The organism is Candidatus Melainabacteria bacterium (genome assembly GCA_003963305.1).
Classification (GTDB): domain Bacteria; phylum Cyanobacteriota; class Vampirovibrionia; order Obscuribacterales; family Obscuribacteraceae; genus PALSA-1081.
In genome coordinates this window covers 335-19,971 of record RXJR01000027.1, presented here as the reverse complement: position 1 = coordinate 19,971, position 19,637 = coordinate 335, and the positions used below count along the sequence as shown (strand labels likewise).

Annotated in this window: 11 protein-coding genes and 1 pseudogene (1 of these 12 cut by a window edge); 9 read left to right on the top strand and 3 right to left on the bottom strand. The window is 50.5% G+C overall.

What is annotated here, in order from left to right; genetic code table 11:
- Positions 1-9: 9 nt before the first annotated feature.
- Positions 10-1,725, bottom strand: coding sequence for a urocanate hydratase (gene hutU / locus EKK48_24735; protein RTL36940.1), 1,716 nt, complete (start codon positions 1,723-1,725; stop codon positions 10-12).
- 160 nt (positions 1,726-1,885) lie between these two features.
- On the opposite strand from hutU, the gene EKK48_24730 reads away from it, so the two are divergent.
- The 3 genes from EKK48_24730 (at position 1,886) to EKK48_24720 (ending at position 6,633) form a co-directional block, all read left to right on the top strand.
- A complete protein-coding gene (locus EKK48_24730) occupies positions 1,886-3,514 on the top strand; it encodes a methylmalonyl-CoA mutase (GenBank protein RTL36939.1) in 1,629 nt (542 codons plus the stop codon).
- Positions 3,515-3,587: 73 nt separating this feature from the next.
- On the top strand, positions 3,588-4,691 hold the full coding sequence (locus tag EKK48_24725) for a hypothetical protein (GenBank protein RTL36938.1): 1,104 nt from the start codon (positions 3,588-3,590) through the stop codon (positions 4,689-4,691).
- A gap of 166 nt (positions 4,692-4,857) precedes the next feature.
- Positions 4,858-6,633, top strand: a complete 1,776-nt coding sequence (locus EKK48_24720; protein ID RTL36937.1) for a hypothetical protein — start codon at positions 4,858-4,860, stop codon at positions 6,631-6,633.
- A gap of 11 nt (positions 6,634-6,644) precedes the next feature.
- On the opposite strand, the gene EKK48_24715 is transcribed toward EKK48_24720, so the two are convergent.
- On the bottom strand, positions 6,645-8,189 hold the full coding sequence (locus EKK48_24715; protein ID RTL36936.1) for a hypothetical protein: 1,545 nt from the start codon (positions 8,187-8,189) through the stop codon (positions 6,645-6,647).
- A 100-nt stretch (positions 8,190-8,289) separates the two neighbouring features.
- Between EKK48_24715 and EKK48_24710 the strand changes: the two genes are divergently transcribed.
- A complete protein-coding gene (locus tag EKK48_24710; protein RTL36935.1) occupies positions 8,290-10,068 on the top strand; it encodes a ribonuclease J in 1,779 nt (592 codons plus the stop codon).
- Here EKK48_24710 and EKK48_24705 read toward each other — a convergent pair.
- Positions 10,049-10,942: a hypothetical protein gene (locus tag EKK48_24705; GenBank protein ID RTL36934.1), complete on the bottom strand. Its 894-nt coding sequence runs from the start codon at positions 10,940-10,942 to the stop codon at positions 10,049-10,051. The genes EKK48_24710 and EKK48_24705 overlap by 20 nt on opposite strands.
- 237 nt (positions 10,943-11,179) lie before the next feature.
- On the opposite strand from EKK48_24705, the gene EKK48_24700 reads away from it, so the two are divergent.
- The 5 genes and pseudogenes from EKK48_24700 to EKK48_24680 all read left to right on the top strand — a co-directional run.
- The gene (locus EKK48_24700) at positions 11,180-12,937 is read left to right on the top strand and encodes a hypothetical protein (protein ID RTL36933.1); all 1,758 of its coding nucleotides are present in this window, start codon (positions 11,180-11,182) and stop codon (positions 12,935-12,937) included.
- 153 nt (positions 12,938-13,090) lie between these two features.
- The gene (locus EKK48_24695; GenBank protein RTL36932.1) at positions 13,091-16,438 is read left to right on the top strand and encodes a tetratricopeptide repeat protein; all 3,348 of its coding nucleotides are present in this window, start codon (positions 13,091-13,093) and stop codon (positions 16,436-16,438) included.
- A gap of 120 nt (positions 16,439-16,558) precedes the next feature.
- Complete coding sequence (locus tag EKK48_24690; protein RTL36931.1) at positions 16,559-17,050, top strand: hypothetical protein; 492 nt, start codon at positions 16,559-16,561, stop codon at positions 17,048-17,050.
- A gap of 36 nt (positions 17,051-17,086) precedes the next feature.
- The gene (locus EKK48_24685) at positions 17,087-19,060 is read left to right on the top strand and encodes a VWA domain-containing protein (protein RTL36930.1); all 1,974 of its coding nucleotides are present in this window, start codon (positions 17,087-17,089) and stop codon (positions 19,058-19,060) included.
- Positions 19,061-19,077: 17 nt separating this feature from the next.
- Positions 19,078-19,637, top strand: a pseudogene (locus EKK48_24680) (hypothetical protein); it runs 100 nt beyond the window's last position.

Below are 19,637 nucleotides of genomic sequence, written 5' to 3'. Positions count from 1 at the left end.
TCGCGCCATTCAGACTTCCCACATCGGAATTCTAATTCCAGACTTTTTGGCAAAGTCTATCGCTTCATCATAGCCTGCATCGACGTGTCTGATCACACCCATTCCGGGGTCGGTTGTCAGCACCCGCTGCAGTCGTATGGTGGCAGATTCGGTGCCGTCAGCGACAATCACTTGACCGGAGTGCAACGAATAACCCATGCCTACGCCGCCTCCATGATGCAGGGAAACCCAGCTGGCGCCACCGACAGCATTGATCAGCGCATTCAAGTAAACCCAATCTGCAACGGCGTCAGAGCCATCTTTCATGGCTTCGGTTTCGCGATTTGGAGAAGCCACAGAGCCAGAATCGAGATGGTCCCGTCCAATTACGATTGGCGCTTTCAGCTTCTTCTCAGCCACGAGCTTATTCATAATCAAACCCATCTTGGCGCGATCGCCGTAGCCCAGCCAACAAATGCGCGCCGGCAGTCCCTGGAAAGCTACTTTCTTGGAAGCCATCTCAATCCAGCGGCACAAGTGTTTATCGTGGCTGAAATTTTTCAGTATGGCCTCGTCCAGTACAGCGATATCGGCAGGGTCTCCTGACAGCGCTGCCCATCTGAAAGGACCTTTGCCTTCACAGAAGAGTGGACGTATGTATGCGGGCACAAATCCGGGAAAGTTGAAGGCATCCTTGACACCGTTGTCGCGCGCCACTTGTCTGATGTTGTTGCCGTAATCGAAGACGATTGAGCCTTGCTTCTGGAAGCCCAACATCGTCTCTACATGAGTGACTATTGATTTGTTTGCCAGCTCAAGATATTTTGCAGGATCGCCGGATCTCAATTCGGCTGCTTGTTCCAGGCTCATTCCGGCAGGTATGTAGCCGTTCAGAGGGTCGTGAGCAGATGTCTGGTCTGTCACCACATCTGGTTTGAAACCTGATTTCAGAAGAGCGGGCAACACTTCTGAGGCATTGCCGAGAATAGCGATAGACAGTGCTTCGCCTTTATCTTTGGCTTGATTGGCAAGCTGAACGGCGTGTTCTAGAGAATCTGCTTTGACGTCGCAGTAGCGGGTTTCGATGCGACGCTGGATGCGGACAGGGTCTACTTCTACACAGAGGGCTACACCTTCATTCATCGTGATCGACAGCGGTTGAGCTCCACCCATGCCACCGAGTCCGCTTGTCAGAACGATTTTGCCTTTCAGCGAATCACCATAATGCTTGCGAGCCAGAGCGGCGAACGTTTCGAAAGTTCCCTGCAAGATTCCCTGCGTGCCGATGTAAATCCAGGAACCGGCGGTCATCTGACCGAACATCATCAGACCTTTTTTGTCCAGTTCTCTGAAGTGCTCCCAGTTCGCCCAGTTGCCTACCAGGTTGGAATTGGCGATAAGCACACGGGGAGCGTCTGCATGACTCTTAAAAATCCCCACTGGTTTGCCTGATTGCACAATCAGGGTTTCATCGGTCTCCAGGTTCATCAACGATTTGACGATTGCTTTCAGGCAACTCCAGTTGCGTGCCGCTTTTCCTGAACCACCATAGACGACCAACTCTTCTGGTCGCTCTGCCACGGCAGGGTCCAAATTGTTGAGCAACATGCGTAGTGCCGCTTCCTGTATCCAGCCTTTTGTGTTCAGTTCTGAGCCATGCGGAGCCTGCACTGTTATCGGTTTGTCGCTGGCCAGGATTTTTCGCAGCAAATCTGCACCCGTGGCTGCCGAGGTGGCTGATGTCATGAACTACTCCTTTGGCTGAGTGAACGCTGTAGCATTACTCGATTATGCAGCTTAGTGGCGACAATTCCAGGTTCTGACGCCTTATAAAAACATTACAGTTATAGATCTGTGTTGTAGACTGGCTGTGGTGATCACCCGTCGAACGTCTCAGGGAGCAGTAATGGTTAAAGAATTATCCAAGCCGAAGAGCGAGAAAGTCACGAAACGGACAATCGAGACCTTATCCGGACTGCCGCTCAAGCCTGTCTACACTGCCGAAGACCTGAAGAATTGGGATTACAAGCGTGATCTGGCTGATCCGGGTCAATTTCCCTACACACGTGGCATTCACCACAACATGTATCTTGGCAAGCTCTGGACGATGAGACAGTTCGCCGGCTATGGCGGACCAGAAGAGACCAATGCGCGTTTCAAATACTTGCTGAGCCAGGGACAGACCGGTCTGTCCACGGCTTTTGATTTGCCGACATTGATGGGTTACGACTCAGACCATCCGAAGTCTCTCGGCGAAGTCGGTGTGTGTGGTGTAGCCATCGACAGCCTTGAAGACGTGGAGATCCTCTACCGAGACATCCCACTGGACGAAATTTCAACTTCCATGACTATCAATGGTCCGGCCGTCGTTATCTTCTGCATGTTTCTGGCCAATGCCCAGAAGCGCGGCATCGACTTGAAGAAACTGAACGGCACGCTCCAGAACGATATTTTTAAGGAGTACATAGCTCAGAAGACTTATCTCGTTCCACCACGGCAGGGTCTGAAACTTATTCAGGACATGATGGTTTTCTGCACCAGGGAAGTGCCGCGCTGGAACACAATTTCAGTGAGTGGTTATCACATTCGCGAAGCCGGTGCCACAGCTATTCAGGAACTCGCCTTCACTCTGGCAGATGGTTTTGCCTACGTTGACGCTGGTCTGGAAGCCGGTTTGCAGCTGGATGACTTCGTGCCGCGTCTTTCATTCTTCTTCAATGCTCACATCGATTTCTTTGAAGAAATCGCCAAATACCGCGCCGCTCGTCGCATCTGGGCGAAGCGCATGCGAGACCATTATGGTGCTAAAGACGAGAGATCGCTCAAGTTGCGTTTCCACACTCAAACAGCTGGTTGCAGTCTGACTGCGCCTCAGCCTGAGAACAACATCATTCGTACCGCCATCGAAGCTCTGGCCGGTGTACTGGGCGGAACGCAATCACTGCACACCAATTCTATGGACGAAGTGCTGGGCCTCCCGACTGAGAAAGCTGCTCATATCGCTTTGCGAACACAACAGATCATCGCTCATGAAACAGGCGTCGCCAATGTTGTAGATCCGCTTGCGGGTTCATATTATGTTGAATGGCTGACTGACGAAATGGAGAAGGGCGCAAACGAATACTTCAAGCAAATCGAAGAAATCGGAGGCGTCATCGCTGGTATCGAATCTGGTTATTTCATGAAAGAGATAGCCGACTCTGCCTATCGCTTCCAGCAAAAGTTGGATTCGGGCGAGAGAGTATTCGTTGGTTTGAATGCTTTCACTGAGCAGGCAAAAGGCGCCAATATCGATATCTTGAAGATTGGTCCTGAATACGAAAAGCGCCAGACTGAAAGATTGAAGAGTCTCCGGGCTCGCCGCAACAACGAAGAAGTAGCGAATACTATCGAAGCGTTGAAAAAGGCTATGCGCTCTGGCGACAATACATTCCCTCTCATTCTTGATTGCGTCAAAGCCTATGCCACTATGGGCGAAATTTGCGACGCCATGAGAGAAGTCTGGGGAGCGTATCGCGAGACCGCTGTAATCTAGAAGTCCAGAATATTTCGAATTTTAGCCAGTCTCACTTTTGCAGGTTCGCCCCTGGCGCAAGCGCGGTAAATTCGTGAACGCGATAGTTTGGTTACTCAAAATAGCCGCGTCCATGATGATTGTGGGCACCGTAATCGCAGATGTGGCGGTAATCGTCACCTGGTTTGGTTATGGTTTCATTGAAGAGTCACAAAGCAAATTTCCTTTGTGGATTGTTCTTGTCGCGTCGCTTATTAGTTTCTTGAATTTTCTGATTGGTTCATTTTTGTTTGGTGTGGCCGGACAGGTCGCCACCAATCGTGGTGCAGATCAAAAAGATGCTGCCTTCGATGATAAATTGAGTGATACCATCGACGAGGGCTGGCCGCTCAGTCTTAAGATTGGTAAGTGGACATTTGTTGCCGTCGTGGTGGCAGTCACAGGCGTATTGGCCTTTTTCTTCAATGACTTGAAATTCCTGGCCGGTTTTCATAAAGGAATGGAAGCAAACGCCCACGGCGAACCGGCCGAGGCTCAAAAATGGTTTAGGCTTTCGCTGGAAGGTGCAGGCGCAGACCGCATTGCAATTGCTCGTTTTCTTCTGGCAGGCAGTCTCATACGCGGACACAAATATGACGAGGCTGAGAAAGAACTGCTCAGTGTTCTCAATGAGCTGGATGAAAAAAACGATGAGCATCAGGCCCTTTTAGTGTACGTTTATTCGGCGTTATCCAATTGCTATATGTTTCAGAACAGATTTCCTGAAGCTGAACTCTGGACCAAAAAAGCCATTGCTGTGATTGAAAATCACCCTCAGATGCTGGGATTAAGGCTGCGCTTGATTGGCACCTACAAGCAATTCCTCATTCCTGAGGCGCCACCGTTAGCAGTCGCTATCAGTGGGCTGAACGACATTTATGTACTCGAGAAGAAGCCCGATCTCGCGCTTGCAACTTTTCGGCAGATTCTTGCGGCTCTGGCTAAGCAACCAAAGCTGACCGAGCCTGAAGTTTTTTATGAATTGGAGCGATTCGAGAATCAACTGCATCGAATGCCTGAGACTGCAATTGACTTTCAACTAAAAGAAGCGGAATCAGCTAGCGCTAGCCTCGCCGTCGACAAATGCAAAATTAAAGACTCACAACAGTTTGCTCTAGACTTTGAAAAATACAAAGGCAGTCGTGAACATAAGCGTTGAAGCTGATCTCAGCAGCCGATTCAGGAGCAACATTGCTGACACAATTCCGGCGCATGATTTGAATGTGAGAGCTTAACACCCGGCATCACGTATGCTAGCTCTCCAGAGTCGGAAGCGCAAAGCAAAGACTGCAACTTACTCACCCTGATTCTAAGGCGCGAACATCATGCCAGATAACCCGAACGACCGGGGCGATAAAGCCCCGCTTACTCCTGCACGCGACGGTTCGAATAAATTTGTTGATGAAGCCCGAGTGCTCGCCTACAGAAGCCCTGGGGTCTGCGTCACCTGTCACAGTCGTGATAAGTCCAGCCCGGATATTAAGTCACTGGACTTTTTTAAACCTGATTTTGGAAGATTCCAGCGTCAGCCGGTCGATCAAACAACGGAAGCGCTTTTAAAGCAACTGAATGCATTGCCGCCGGTCAAGCCGGCCGATGCGAACGCCGGTGGTGGTGGTCTTGATGCTCGACCAGCAAAGCCTGGAGAGGTTCGCGCCGACGCGGTTGTAGAGGTCAAGTTCAAGTCTGATGTGGAACGCTTTCGCGAAGCAGATCCAATTACTAAGACCTCGACTGTAATCAGTCGTCTACCTGATTTCAAAATCGCGTTTGCAGATAAGAAACTTTCGATGGAGACTGATTTTACTAAACTGCTCGAAGCCACTCCTGGTGTGGATCTCGGTGGTGAGGTGAAAGGTATTGTCGGCGCCGCCAAACGAATCAGTCTCGACGGTGATAAGTTCACTATGGATTTGAAAGACGTTGCGAAGCTGAAAATTGATCGCGATATTGTGATGGTGGGCAAGATTACTGACTTGCGTGTTGGCAATGCCGATAAACAATTTAAGTTCGAAGTGCAGTTTGATCCGAAAAACACAGAACGAGTTTCTATCAAAAATATCTCCGGAATGACCCTTGAACGTCAGGGCGCAGACCCTCTCGCTATTCATGAGATCTCGCTTGATACGTCCGGTGAAAAGCCCATGTTGAAAGTCACCGTTGATAATCCGGCTCGCTGGGCGCGAGAATTGAGCAAGACAGTGACAGTGCCTCTCGATTTATCTGCTGCTGTGCCCGGTCTGAACGCTGATTTTCTCAAAGGCCTGGTGAAAACCCTTTCTGATTCTAAGACGGCTCTGCAAAGCAGAGATGCCGGCATGTTGCTGTCCGGTTTGCCTGACGAAGGTATTCGCAACAAGCTTGTCGACGTGCTCAAGGGTCTGACGAGCATCGAGAAGAAGGGCAACGAACTGACGATAGTGCGCGATAATGGCGTGTCTGAGCATGATTTCGGCGGTCCTCGTTTGAGAGTGTCACCTGTCATCCGCTGCCAGATCGATACGGCTGCCGGTGGTATCGACGTAAGAAACATTGATGGCGTTAAGTTAGTGACCGCACTACCTTCTTTGCCCAGTCGTCTTGGACTTGGCTCCGAACTTGCTGTTGGTATCACTGGCGTGTCGCTCAGCCCCAAATATGGACCGAAGGACAATCCCGCGCGCGCGCTCACTGTCAGGGCCGATTCAATCGTTGACTCCGTGCGAATCAAACTGAATGCAGGCGACTTGAATCCTGCCGTTGATGGTAACGGTCACTGGCGTTTAGACATCAATATGACCAATCCGCTTGCCGCCGACAGTCATACGAAGCTATTGCTGCCTTTGAAATTCGATCAGACCGGCTCGTTGAGTAATTCTTCGCGGGAAATTGCCGGCATGGCGGCTGATGCTTTGCAGGGAGGCGCGGCGTCAAATTTCCTTAAGGCGGCTGATACTGTTGATGGTGCCGTAACTAAAGTTGGCAACGGCGCCATAAGGTTGCTGGATGAGGCTGACACTCAGCTTCTCAAATTGGGGGGGATGGCATTAGATACAGCGAGAATCGGTAAGCAAGTGATGGGCAATGAAGTACGCGACATCTACAGATTTCTGACTAAGTAGCGCTAAAGACTTCAGGCTGTCACCAGTTGTTTCTTGTCGACCTTGCCGATTGCGGTCTTCGGCAGCGTCGTCTTAGCCGGCAGAAAATCCCAATCCATCGGGCGCAATTCGCGCTTCAGGCTGTCCTTGCAGTATTCCTTCATTTTACCGATCAATTCTTGTCGTGCGTCTTTCTTTTCCTCGTCTGAACCTTCCAGTTTTTTACTGAGTTCGAGGTCTGAGATGACAACGATTGCTTTCACAATCTGTCCAAGTTTGCTATGTGGCAATCCGACAACAGCTACTTCTTTTACGAGCGGATCTTTGCGAAGCACGTCTTCAACTTCAGACGGGAAAACTTTATTGCCCGCCACAATGATCATCTCTTTTGTACGTCCCGATATGAAGAGATAACCGTCTTCCAGCCGTCCCATGTCGCCTGTGTAGTAGCTGTTACCTCTGATTACTTTGTCTGTAGCTTCTTTGTCGTTGAGATAACCTTTCATCAGCATCGGACCGGAGATGCGGATTTCGCCCGTTTCGCCTTCCGGCAAGACTTCGTCGTTATCGTTGACGATTTCGATTTTTGCCCTGGCAATGCTGCGACCAACACTTTCAAAAGGTCCACCCAGATTCAGTGAAATGATTTTTGATTCTGTTGAGCCATAGCCGTTGTTCAGTGTCTTTCCAAATTTTGCTTCAAACTCTCTGGCCAGCGACGTTGGCAGAGGAGCTCCCCCTGAAAGAAGGATCTCGGCATTGTTCAGACCAACGCTTTTGGGATCCATCGGCAACATATTTGTGTACAGGGTTGGAACGCCTACGAGTATGTGCGGCTGAAATTTGGGCAGGCAAACGAAGAATGATTTGGGCGATGCCGGATCTGTGAAGATGACGCATGCCCCCGAGATCACGCACACGAAAGTTACTTCCAGCCCAAAGACATGACTGAGCGGAAGCGGCAGCAATCCTTTCTTTTCAGGTCTCATATCAACCAGCTTGCCCCAGTCTTCCAAATTTTCGACAAGCGTTCGCAGGTCGTGCACCGCACCTTTGGGATTGCCTGTAGTGCCTGAAGTTAGGATGACGAGTGCGTCTTCGTCAGGCGTCAGCTGATCGAGCACATTCGGTAATTGTGCAGAATTTTCATTGACGGTGGCTAAGTCCAAAATTTTCGCACCACTTTCGGTGACAGGCGCAAGTGTCTTTTCGAAATCTGGTATCACCTGGCTCGATGCAACCAGCGCTTTTGCCGATATTCTTCTCACTACATTAATCACTTCAGCGAGTGTCATGCGGTAGTCAACTGGAATGGCAACTGCTCCCAGTCGCCAGGTGGCTGCAATCGCTGCAGCCAGTTCAGGTGAGTTAGGCGCCGTCAGCATGACCTTGTCGCCTTTTTTAACGCCAACGTCTGTCAGTCCCTTATGGGCGCTGTCGATTAGTTTCTCGAACTGCTCGAAAGTGACGACCCTGTCATTAGCTGCCGCTTGAATCATGCATGGCAGTGCCGCCATCTGCGGACGCGACGTGGCAGGGTAGAGCAGGTGCTTAATTGATTCTATTGTTGTGTCCATTATTTTCTCGATGTGCGAGCGGCTGTATGGTTTCCAGATGAGGAAATTTTACGCTGTTTTGGATATTGGCGGATTCTTGCTCCTACACCTATAGAATTGTATGGTTCTCTTTCGCTTCCAGGTTCACCAATTGGCAAATATTGTTACGGGCGACGCGGTTCTAAAACATAACAGTCTCTCGGTCATTCCTCTTGGCGGGCAGTCTGAAGTCGGTCAGGCTCTCTGGGCCTTCATCTTTGGCGGCGAGATACTACTTGTCGACGCCGGGTCTGCCTATCCGACCGAGGATATGCCAGGCGTCGATTTGCTCTTTCCCAACACCAGCTTCCTCAAAGCCAACGAGGATAGAATCGCCGGTCTTGTTCTGACAAATGCTCACGATGAGCATTGCGGGTCTGTGGCCTATCTTCTGCATCACTTGAAGATCCCGAAGATTATGGGACCACGCTTCGTTTCGACCTTTCTGGCGCAGTGCGCCATCGTTGTAAATAAGGAGACGGGCTTTCCCTGCCCGATTGTAGATACTGTAGAAATTGGCTCTTCTTACACTGTCGGTCCATTTGACGTGGAATGGGTGCAGGTGAACGATGCAATCGCTGACGCCACGGCTCTAAAAATCGGCACTCATGAAGGCACTGTCCTGTACACATCAAGCTTTAAGCTGGATCAAACGCCGGTCGATAATAAGTATATGGACATCCGCAAATTGGCGCAGGCTGGCGATAGCGGTGTTTTGCTCTTGATTGGAGACTCCGCCGGCATCGAGACTGAGGGCTATACTCCTTCGGAGAAGGCTGTCATGCCTGCCCTCAGACGAACCATCGAGCAGGCTTCGGGACGTGTTGTTGTTGTGATGCCTGGCACTAACACTCACAGGCTGCAAATATTGTTCGACCTTGCCAGAGAGACCGGCAGGAAAGTAGCCTTGCTCGGGGAAACGCTGACCAGAACGGCTATTTCAGCTGCCATAACAGGTAATTTGAATTATGAGCGCAGTATTGAATCAAGTCTGGAGCAGATGGGAAAGCTGCCTGATAACGAGAGTTTGATTATCGCCACCGGGCAAGACGGCGATGCTATGGGCATTATGCTTGCGCTTGCCGATTCTGCTTGCAGAGATCTGGCGCTCAAAGAAGGCGATACCGTTGTATACAGTGCTGCGGTCGCGTCTGGTAGATCGCGTCAAATGGCGATGATCCAAGATCACTTCTTATCTGTAGGAATCAAATTTGTCTGGGGGAGTAAGCAAGGTGTGCATGTTTCCAAACATGCAAGCCGAGAAGAGCTCAAATTCATGCTCTCCATCACAAATCCCAAATACTTCATTCCAGCGCTGGGCGAAGGTCGTCACATCATGCACCATGCTCAGATGGCGACTGAGTGGGGCATACCTGCCGAGAGCGTTTTCGCTTTGCACAATGGCGATATTCTGGAGATTTATAACGGAGTTGCCACCATAGCTGGTACTGTGGAAGCTGAATCGGTTATGTTCAATCGCGAGCAGGGAGAGAGCGTCAGTCAGTTCTCTGTGAGCGAGAGACGAGCGCTCAGTTTAGAAGGCATTGTCACTATCGGGCTCGTTGTTGACGGTGATGGCAGGTTGCTGCGCGGTCCGACTCTAGAGGTCGGTGCTGCGGGATTCTTGCAATCATTCGAGTGGGTCATGGCTGAGGAGGAGTTGACTCAAGCCATCGTAGAAGCTGTCGATCGTATGCGCAGTCCCGAGCCCGTCGGCAGTGAGCCTCGTTCAGCCTTCGACGTGAATGCATTGAAGTCTGCTGTACGCGAAGTGGCTATGAAAGCGCTGCGATCGAAGTTGCAATCAAAACCGACAGTCCAGGTGATGGTTCACGAATTACTTACCAACCGCCCTCAATAAGCAGTGCGTTGGCTTCGTTCAGTTCGATTGACTTGGGTTGGTTTTCATCGATCTCGACAGGCTGGTTCCAGTAATAGGTGATACCGGCTGCCTTGTGTGTTCCGACCAGCCACCAGGAGCCTGGCAGTACGCGAGCCGAGCCAAAACGCGTTACTCGTCCCGAAAAAGTTTGAATGCGTACGGGCACTGGAAACAAACCTTTTCGCACAGAGTCCGATTCTATATCGACACGAGTCTCCTCGTATTCATCTTTGGCGCGCTGGTAGCGCTGCTGTCTATCCTTTTCGGCCTGGTTCGAGCGAATCACCTCTGGTTTGATGTAGGGCATCATTTCGTCTACCCATGCGTACATCTCGGACATCATGTGGGGCACTCCCAGACCGCTTCTTCGTAAAGCGGCGTTATAGGCATATTGCCAGCGCCATCCGCCGAAAGGATATCTCGATGCCGGCTGGGTTCTCTGCGAATAGCCTGAAGTGAGCAACATGTTCTGCAAGCCACTTCTGGCCGTTTCGGGCAACCCTTTGACCGGTTGCCTCACGGGTGGTGGCTTCATCGGATAGGGATAGAAGGTGAATTCGTTGTGGGCGTCGATGTTGTGTGGCACGTTGACGGAGATTTTTACTGGCACCTTCGAATCTGCCTCTACAGGTAGATTCTTCCGCTGCTCTGGTGGCAGAAAATCTGCTGTGCTGAAGCCATGATCAGATGATTTCTCGTTTGGTTTTCGGCTGGTTTCGTTTGCCGCTGCCGCGTCGTTGACTTCGCCTGAAAGGTTCGCCGAAGCAGTTTGCTGCGCGTAGACGGTGCTCAGACTGAGTGCAGTGAGAAGCGAGAATGTGCTGATAATCAGTTGAATGTTTTTGAAGACCATAAATCAATCCAGAATTGCGGGCCTAAGCCAATTCATGATTCTAGAGCTTTTCCCGCTTCGGCGCTCTAGAATTCACTCATATTGGAGTCTGTCTGTGCGTTGACACCGTTTAACATACGATTTAGGATGGAATTTGTATTCCATAAGCGTCTATGAGCTTGGATTTCCGCGGATACCTGAATTTGGAACTCCGCCTTAATACTCAGTCATTGTTTGAATCGAGACAAGTAGCGAGTAATGTCATCGCTGAATAAAGCATTAGGTGAGCTGCACTTTCAAGTGAGCTATTTTGCCTTGCGCCTGGAAGAAATGTTTCACACATTCCTGTCCGAGCTTGAATGGCAGAAATCCGATACGCGCTTTATGTTGGCTATCGTTTTGTCTTGTCTGGCTTTTCTATTGGTCGGGCTGAATGGCGATAGTCCGATTTGTGTTGAGAACGATGAACTCTGTTACGGACCGGTCAGTCTCTTTATGATTACCCATAACACGCTCGACCCGGGATGGTTCGTTAATCCTGCATCTACGACCATTTATTCACTCTGGGCTTACTACAAAATTGTTCAATTATTCACAGGGCAAGCCATTGTAGATCCACACTACACTCCATTTCAGATGGTATTTCGAAACATGGATGTGCTGCTCAAGTGGCCTCGCCTGAGCTCTGTTGCTTTTGTGATTCTCTCTTTGCCGTTGTTGTACGTCGTTGGGCGGCGGTGGGTGGGTCGAGTGCCGGCGATGCTGGCTGTGACGTTTTATGCGCTCTCGCCGCTTGTCGTTTACTACGGTCAGATCTTGCGCCCCGACATGCTGGCCAATCTGCTGATTTTGATTTCGATGTTTCTTCTCGATCAAATTATCGAGCGCCCCACCAATCGCTTCCTGGCAATCGCTATTGGAATTACGATTGGGCTTGCTGTTTCGACGAGATTTTTTTGTCTGGCTTTAACGCTTCCTCTTGCCACTATATATGGTGTATCGCTGCTTCGTAAATCTTACAGCTCCCAGCGACCGGCGCTCTTCAGAGCCGGCATAGTCACCGCTCTGGTGAGTTTCGTCACTTTCTTCATGACCTCTCCGTTTGTATTTTTCGATTTCCACCAATTGCTTGATGACTTGAAGTTCGAGACTCAGTCTAATTTTGCTGAACTGACAGGGCTTGGACCGTTCGGCAATTTTCACTATTACATGGTCGAGGGCATTCCTGAGGCAATCGGCAAATATTTGACGGCAGCGGCCGTGATTGCTTTATTTGTTGTTCCTTTTCGGCGGCGCTGTTTTAAGACATACATATATCTAATTCTGTTGACGGTTTTTATGGTCGGCACCTGTCTGAATCCCAGGCACTGGGCTCGCTGGGTTTTGCCGATGCTGCCTGTCATCTCTCTGTTAGCCGGATATGGCTTGACTTGTATTTACGACTTCCTGAACTGCATTTTTGCCAAACGAATGTCAACTACTGCGGCTCGCACGGGCAGCTTGATATTGGTGACAATTATTGGATTGTCAGCTTTCTTCTTCCCGATGCGGCGGCTGGTTTTTGACCAGTGGCAGAAGTCGCATCTGAGCGAGCGAGCTCTGGTTTACCCCTTTTTAAAGAAGAATATTCCACCTGGAACGAAAATCGCGCTCGAAAGCTCCTGGGAGTGGCCTGATTTCGAGCTTTATAAGGTTACACCCGATATCTGGCGACCAGACTTCGTGCCGCCCAGACCCCACAACTATCGCACTCCGGAAGACCTGGCAAACGCAGGTTTCGAATATATGATCGTGCAGAAGTGGAACCGGGATTATTACATGCTCGAGGAACAGAAAGAAAAGTATCCACAGGAGTATGCCTTCTATCATGCGCTCACGAAGCGGGCGCCGATGCTGTTTAACACGTATACAGCCAAACACCCCTGGGTCCTGGGTATGGAGATTGGTTGGCGTGTCTCTCCCTTCGAAGTCTTTGACCTGAGACCTCTTGCAAAGGGCAGTCGGTCGAGAAAGTAACCTTTCGAAGTGCATCGATTTACACGGATAATCTATACTGTATGTGTTCAGTAGATTGCGAATCCTGCGGGCTCTCGGGGAAACGCTATTCTGGTGAACATTCAGGGTAAATAGATAGAAGCCCAACGGCCCCAATCAAACAAAAGAACTGCCTTGCCTCCCTTATTAGCTGGCGAAATTGAAGAGACGACTGGTCTGTACGACGCCTTGAGTCGTGTCAAAGACGTGGACATCAACTGCGGCGTCTTGAGAATTGCCTGCGACGATTTTATAGGACTTATAGGTATAGAATCCGCAAGCCGCATTGTTGGTGCGGTGACAAAGGATCCCCAGGCGGGGCGACTGACCGATAGTGGGGCTGTAGATAAGATTCTAGGGCTCACAACCGGTACCTTCGAGTATTACGAGGTGCCTCAGAAAGAGCTTTCCAGGCTGAACCAGAATCTGGAAATGGACATCACCGAGCTGCTTTCCAGCCATGCGAATAATGGTGGTGAAGCAGCGACAGATTCTCTAACCTCAGAGTCAGACGAAACCTACGCTGAAGAATCCGCGGTTGTTTACGATGAGGCCACACAAGAGGAGGTCGCGCCGGAATCCGTTCAAGAGCAAGAAGAACTCGCACCAGAGAGTTCAGATCACTCAGACGGCGAATCTGAAGAGCTGATTGAGCATGTGCAGGAACATTCTGAAGTTGAAACTTTGGCAGAAGACCAAACTGAGCCTGCATACTCGAAATCAGAGCTTGACTCAATTGGAACGTCAAATTACTCCAAGTCCGAGCTAGACTCGATTGGAACGACAAACTACTCCAAGTCCGAGCTAGATTCGATTGGAACGTCAAATTACTCCAAGTCCGAGCTAGATTCGATTGGAACGTCAAATTACTCCAAGTCCGAGCTAGACTCAATTGGAACAGCAAACTACTCCAAGTCCGAGCTAGATTCGATTGGAACGTCAAATTACTCCAAGTCCGAGCTAGACTCGATTGGAACAGCAAACTACTCCAAGTCCGAGCTAGATTCGATTGGAACGTCAAATTACTCCAAGTCCGAGCTAGACTCGATTGGAACGGCAAACTACTCCAAGTCCGAGCTAGACTCGATCGGAACGACAAACTACTCCAAGTCCGAGCTTGACTCGATTGGAGTTGGCTCCTCTTCTACGGAAGAGGCAGAAGCGCCAAAAGTCAGCTCTAAGCCAGGTAATTTACTTGCAAAATTCAAAAAGGACTCCAAGGCAGCCGCCACACACACCAATGTGCCATCTGCTGAAAGCTTCGCACCAGGAGATTCCTCTGCCACTTCTGATACTGCTGCTCCATTTGATCCTGCTACTGACGCCCTTACGCTAAGTGCCCAGGCCAATGTCGAGCGGTTGAAGAAATTCCGCCCGCCTGATGCAGAGATCGAGGCTGAAGCGGCGCGTGCACAGCGTATGAAATTTGCCTCGAAGAAGGCAGAGCCCATAAATTTAGAAGAGAAGGCAGACAGCGCCGAAGACGCTGCCCGGGCGAAGAACATTCGTCCCACTGGTCCGCAGCAGTTGCCTCCACCATCAATTCGACCAACAAAGAAGGTGACTCTATCACCCAAGGTCGGCATTGCACTTGGCGGCGTAGTTGGATTGGTAGCTTTGTTCTTCGTTGTACGAATTCCAGTTGCTAATTCACTGGTCGCTTCTGCAGAAAGTCAGTTCAACAAACGCGATTTTAAGGGTGCAGAGTCCACAATCAGTCCAGTCTTCTTCTTCGACCCTTCAAATACTCAGGCCCACTATCTGAAGGGCAAAATTCTAGGCGCTCAAGGGAAATTGGCTCAGGCTTTCGAAGAGTACGATCAGGCTTTGAATGCAACTCCTCTCGATGGACAGTTATTGCGTGCGCATGCGCTTGCTGCCTGGAAGCTGAATAAGCATGCGGTTTTGAAGAAAGATACAGATGCATTGATCGAAAACGACCCAACAGCAAAGGCCGATGGATTCTTGTACGGCTTGAGAGCCAAGGCCGAACTTGATCTTAACGATGCAAAAGGCGCATACGATGATTGCACCACTGCACTCAGACTTGGTCAGCGCGCCCCATGGATTTATGCAAGAAGAGGCTGGGCTCTTGTTAAGAAGGGCAATCCTAAAGCTGCGCTCAAGGATTTCAATACAGCTATAAGCTTTCCCAAGAACGATGCGACTGCTGACGCTTATGTCGGAAAAGGCGCAGCCCTCCGTGATATGAACGACACTGCTGGTGCGTTAGCTGCATATGACGCTGCTCTTAAAGTAGATCCGAAGAGTGCGCCCATTTATGCGACTCGAGCCTGGCTATACGGATACTTAAATAAGTTCGATAAAGCTCTTGCCGACTACAACACAGCCCTGCACTATGATCCGGGCTATGTCGCTGCTTACATAGCGATAGCAGACATTTATACCAGGCAGAATAAGCTTGATGCCGCTTTGAAAGAGTTGCTGGCCGTGCCCAAGAAATATGACGGCTTTGAACTGGCCATCGCCAGGGGGCGTGCGTACATGCGCTTGAACAAGATGAAGGAAGCGATTGCGAACTTCAAACAAGGCTTTGCTATAGACCCCAAGCGAGATCCTGACGCTTATATGGATCAAGCTTACTGTTATGGCGTTATGAAGAATTACCCTGCAGCACTGGCGGCGGTTCAGGCTGCCATTGATATAAATCCAACCAATGCACAGTATGTTGCTTCGCACGGCTTCTATAACCAGTTTGTAGGCAACACTGTCACAGCAGCGCAAGAGTTTGAAAAGGCATTGAGTCTGGATCCCAAGAATGCTGATGCACACTTCTGGCGTGGTGTCATTTTCGAGCAAAAGGGCGACTCTGCTTCAGCTATACAAGATTATCAGGCCGCTCTAGCTGTAAATCCAGACTACGCGGAAGCGAAGAGAAAACTTGCGGCGCTGAACAAAGTCGAGCGACACTCTTCTGTAACTGTAGCCAGCGCTTCAGATGGAATCAAGATTATTCAGGGTGACTATCAAACTCTGATGAATCAGGGTTATGCGAAGATGAAAGCTCACGACGCGAGAGCTGCTTGTAACTATTTTGCGTCAGCAGTTCAAGTCAATCCGAACAGCACACAGGCTCGAAAGTATCTTGCCTATGCGCTTGTGATGAAAGGGAACTCGACGGATGCAATCAGTGAATTCCAATCGCTAGATGCCTCCGGAGCTGCTGATCCGACCGATCGGCGAAATCTTGGGCTGCTTTTACTCGAAGCTAAGAGAGGGAACGAAGCAGTTGATGTTTTCCTGAAACTCGTAACCGAAAACCCCAGAGACACTTACTGTAGGCTGAAACTCGTTGAAGCCTATGCGGCTAGTGGCAACGTCGCGAAGGCCGTAGAAGCCTGTCAGGACGGTCAGAAAGTGGATCCTTCATCATCCGCGCGATACTTGGCAGCCATTGAAAAGCTCAAAACAACTTCCAACCTGACATCAGAGAAGGGTAAAATCGCAATGCCTTCGGGCTAATGCCTCAATCTTGTTGCGTTTCAGAGAATCGGACGAATCTTAATTATTTATTCGTTCCGTTATTGCGAACTCGGCTTTGGGCAAGAGAATAATAGTAGTCTCCTCAGCTAACCTTTTACCATGCGAAAAAACAGAGTTAGAAGTTCCCACGGCAGTCAATTGGCAGAGTTTCCTGCTGCAATTATCTTGTTATTGTTGGGAGTAGCCTTTCCGATCATCATCATGGCGTCGATCTTCTATAAGGTCTACATGTTTGAGTGCATCGTCAAAAACGGCGCGCAACTCGGCTCAGAGATGCCTGACCTCGCGACTGCTACTACCGCTGCATCGAACTATTGCACGACGCACAAGCCGGCTGGTGTCTCATGTGCCACTCCGGTTGTCAGTTTTGTGCAGCGTACAGTCACGTACACCTCGTCAGGAGCGCCCAAGACCTATCCTGCTTACTTCCTTCAGGTAACCGACACTGGAAGTGTTTCACCGCTTGTACAGATGCATGACTTATTCGGTTTGCAGGTACCTGGTCTAACCGGACCGATCACTCTGCAGGCAACCCAGGCTGTTTACTTCGAAAACCAGACCGCTGCAGCAGCAGCCTCTGGTGGCTCGTAACCACAAACGATCACTCTGTCCCTCTGGAGCAAAGAAATGAGACTAAAGAACATACGTTCTCGCAAGGGTGCCTCAATGATCGTGTTGATCACTTGTATCGCATTTTTCATTGTGTTGCCGTTAAGCCTTCTCGGATTTGAAATTGGTAGATACTTTCTGCTCATAACTCAAGTTGAGAACGTTGCTGGTGCATGTGCACTCTCTGGAACAGGGGCGATTGCAACGATTCCATCGAGTGCATCCTCCGGACCTGGATTGCAAGGTCTGTACAACGGATGTGCGCAGGAGGCAGTGTTCTGTCTGCAGCTGAACTCGATCCTCGGCAGTGCGATGAGCAATAACGTGCAGACCATTTGTAATAACACTCTCGCTCCTTATGTGGCACCACCCACTCCGCCCGTGGGCAAGGCTAACATCTCGATTTCATTTCTCAACCAGGACGGAAGTTGGCACCAAGATTTGACGACTTCTGGTGCTGTCAAAATGTCGGTGACGATCTCGTACACGACAAAGCCTATCTTCTCAGCACCTGGGTTGCTCATGAATCTCATGCCGACTGAGACAGCTACAGCCTCATCGACCGGTGGTCTTCCGCAATTAGACGTGTTCCTCTGCTTCGACCTCTCCGGTTCAATGGACGACCAGACTGGTGTTGCTTACGTCAACCGTTACTGGGATGTGACTCTCGGAGGCGGAGCTGGTGGAGTTAACTACGGCTTCACTGCCAACCAGAACAGTAATACGCCTAACACCATCTACAACCAGACTCCTGGTATTCAGATCAACGGTACTCAGGTGAATGCCCTGCCTCCACAGAATCTTGCGAAGTGCAGCACGAGCTTGTTCTTTAACGAGCAAGTACGTTGTGGCGCTGGTTCGGAAGCCGGTCAGTTGCCTGGCGGCGTCGTTCTGGTCAGCGGAGTGCCCACACCACAGCCCATCACCTACACCGGCACCGCCTACGGAACCCAGAACCCTTACATATCTGGGTCAACTCCCAACCCGAGCTGGTACAACCCAGGTGGCGCTAGTTTCACCGATATGGTCGTGATCCCCAGCACTACTACAGGTGGTGCGTATACCTTCAACGCTGCCACATGGAAAGCCACAGCAGTGGTCGAATGTGAACAGTCGCGTGGGAACCTTGCGAACATCACTGTTCTCAATGCAAGTAATGGCGGTGCCACCTACTTGAACAATAACCCGTACAAGACACAGCTCGTAGCGGCACTCGGACAGACCGCGCAACAGTACTGGGCTTATGCAGCTCAGAACACTAACCCCAGCTACCTGGCTCTCAGTGCCGGTCAGAACTTCGTCAGTACAATGAACTTGTCTACTGATGCTCGTTTCGGTCTCTCCACTTTTGCCGATTACGCTTCGAGCCCAACTTTGAACACTATCGCCGGACCGAACTATCTGATTTCAGGTGCTTTCGGTACCTGGTACCCAAGTCCTTACACGCCAGGTGGACAACCATCTGGTGGTACGTTCCCACTGCCATGGGTGTCGTTGTCTGATGGAACGCCTGGTTCTTACAACAATGCTTTCGCAGCTCTAGCTCCGCCTACGAGTTCTTATGACCCGACCACCACTACGACACAAGCTGTGCCAACAGGCCAAACCAATATATGGGACGCTTTGAACAACGCTATTCAAGACGTAACCGCCAATGGTCGAACTACAGCCCGCAAAGCAATCGTATTGTTTACGGACGGTATTCCGACACCACCTCCTGGTACACCGGCCACTATTCCAGCCGGGAACACCAATGCAGGATTGTTCGCACTGGCTGCGACCTGCAACGCACCGAACATTCCGATCTACACAATCGGTCTGGCTCAGAATGCAGATCCAACCCTGGTGACCGCAGAAAACACTTTACTTTCAGGTATCTCGTCTGCAGGTGGCTCCGGCGGTACATACTTCCCGACCACATCTGCAAGTCAGTTGAACGCAGCATTCCAGGCTATCGCTAGAAGCCTTGTCCTACTCAGAGCCGGCGGCTAAAAAGGGGTTGACGTAAAATGAAGAGAATCCAATCAGGTTCCGTGACAGTCGAGGTGGCAGCAACATCCATCTTTGTCGCAGCCTTCGGGGTCGTAGCCTTCGACGTAGCCATTCCGCTTCTGGCATATGTCAATGCTGACCAGGCAGCGAGAGATGCTGCTCGTGCCGCAGCTTCAGCTCCGTACATTACGAAAACAGTTAGTGGTGCTCAGGTCTACGACCCTGTAGCGACAACCGCTGCTGCGCAGGCTGCCGCTAACGCTGCTCTGTCATCGCACAACAATCCGTCGGTCTTCGTCGGCACGCCAACTTGTGTCGTCAGTCCGACTCAGATTGCCCAGCAATTCGACGTCACTCGACTGGGGCAGTTATCGCAAGCACCGTACAACGAAATCACGGTGACTCAGCCGATTCAAATTCCGGTCATGATCAATTTGTTTGGCGCGAAACTTCAGAACGACACCATGGTTTACAACAGAACCTATGTGTTCCCTGAACTCGGGCAGAGCTTCACGGTGCAGACCGCTGCTACCGTTACGGCGCCACCAGTGCCGCCGCCGCCGCCTCCGCCGCCACC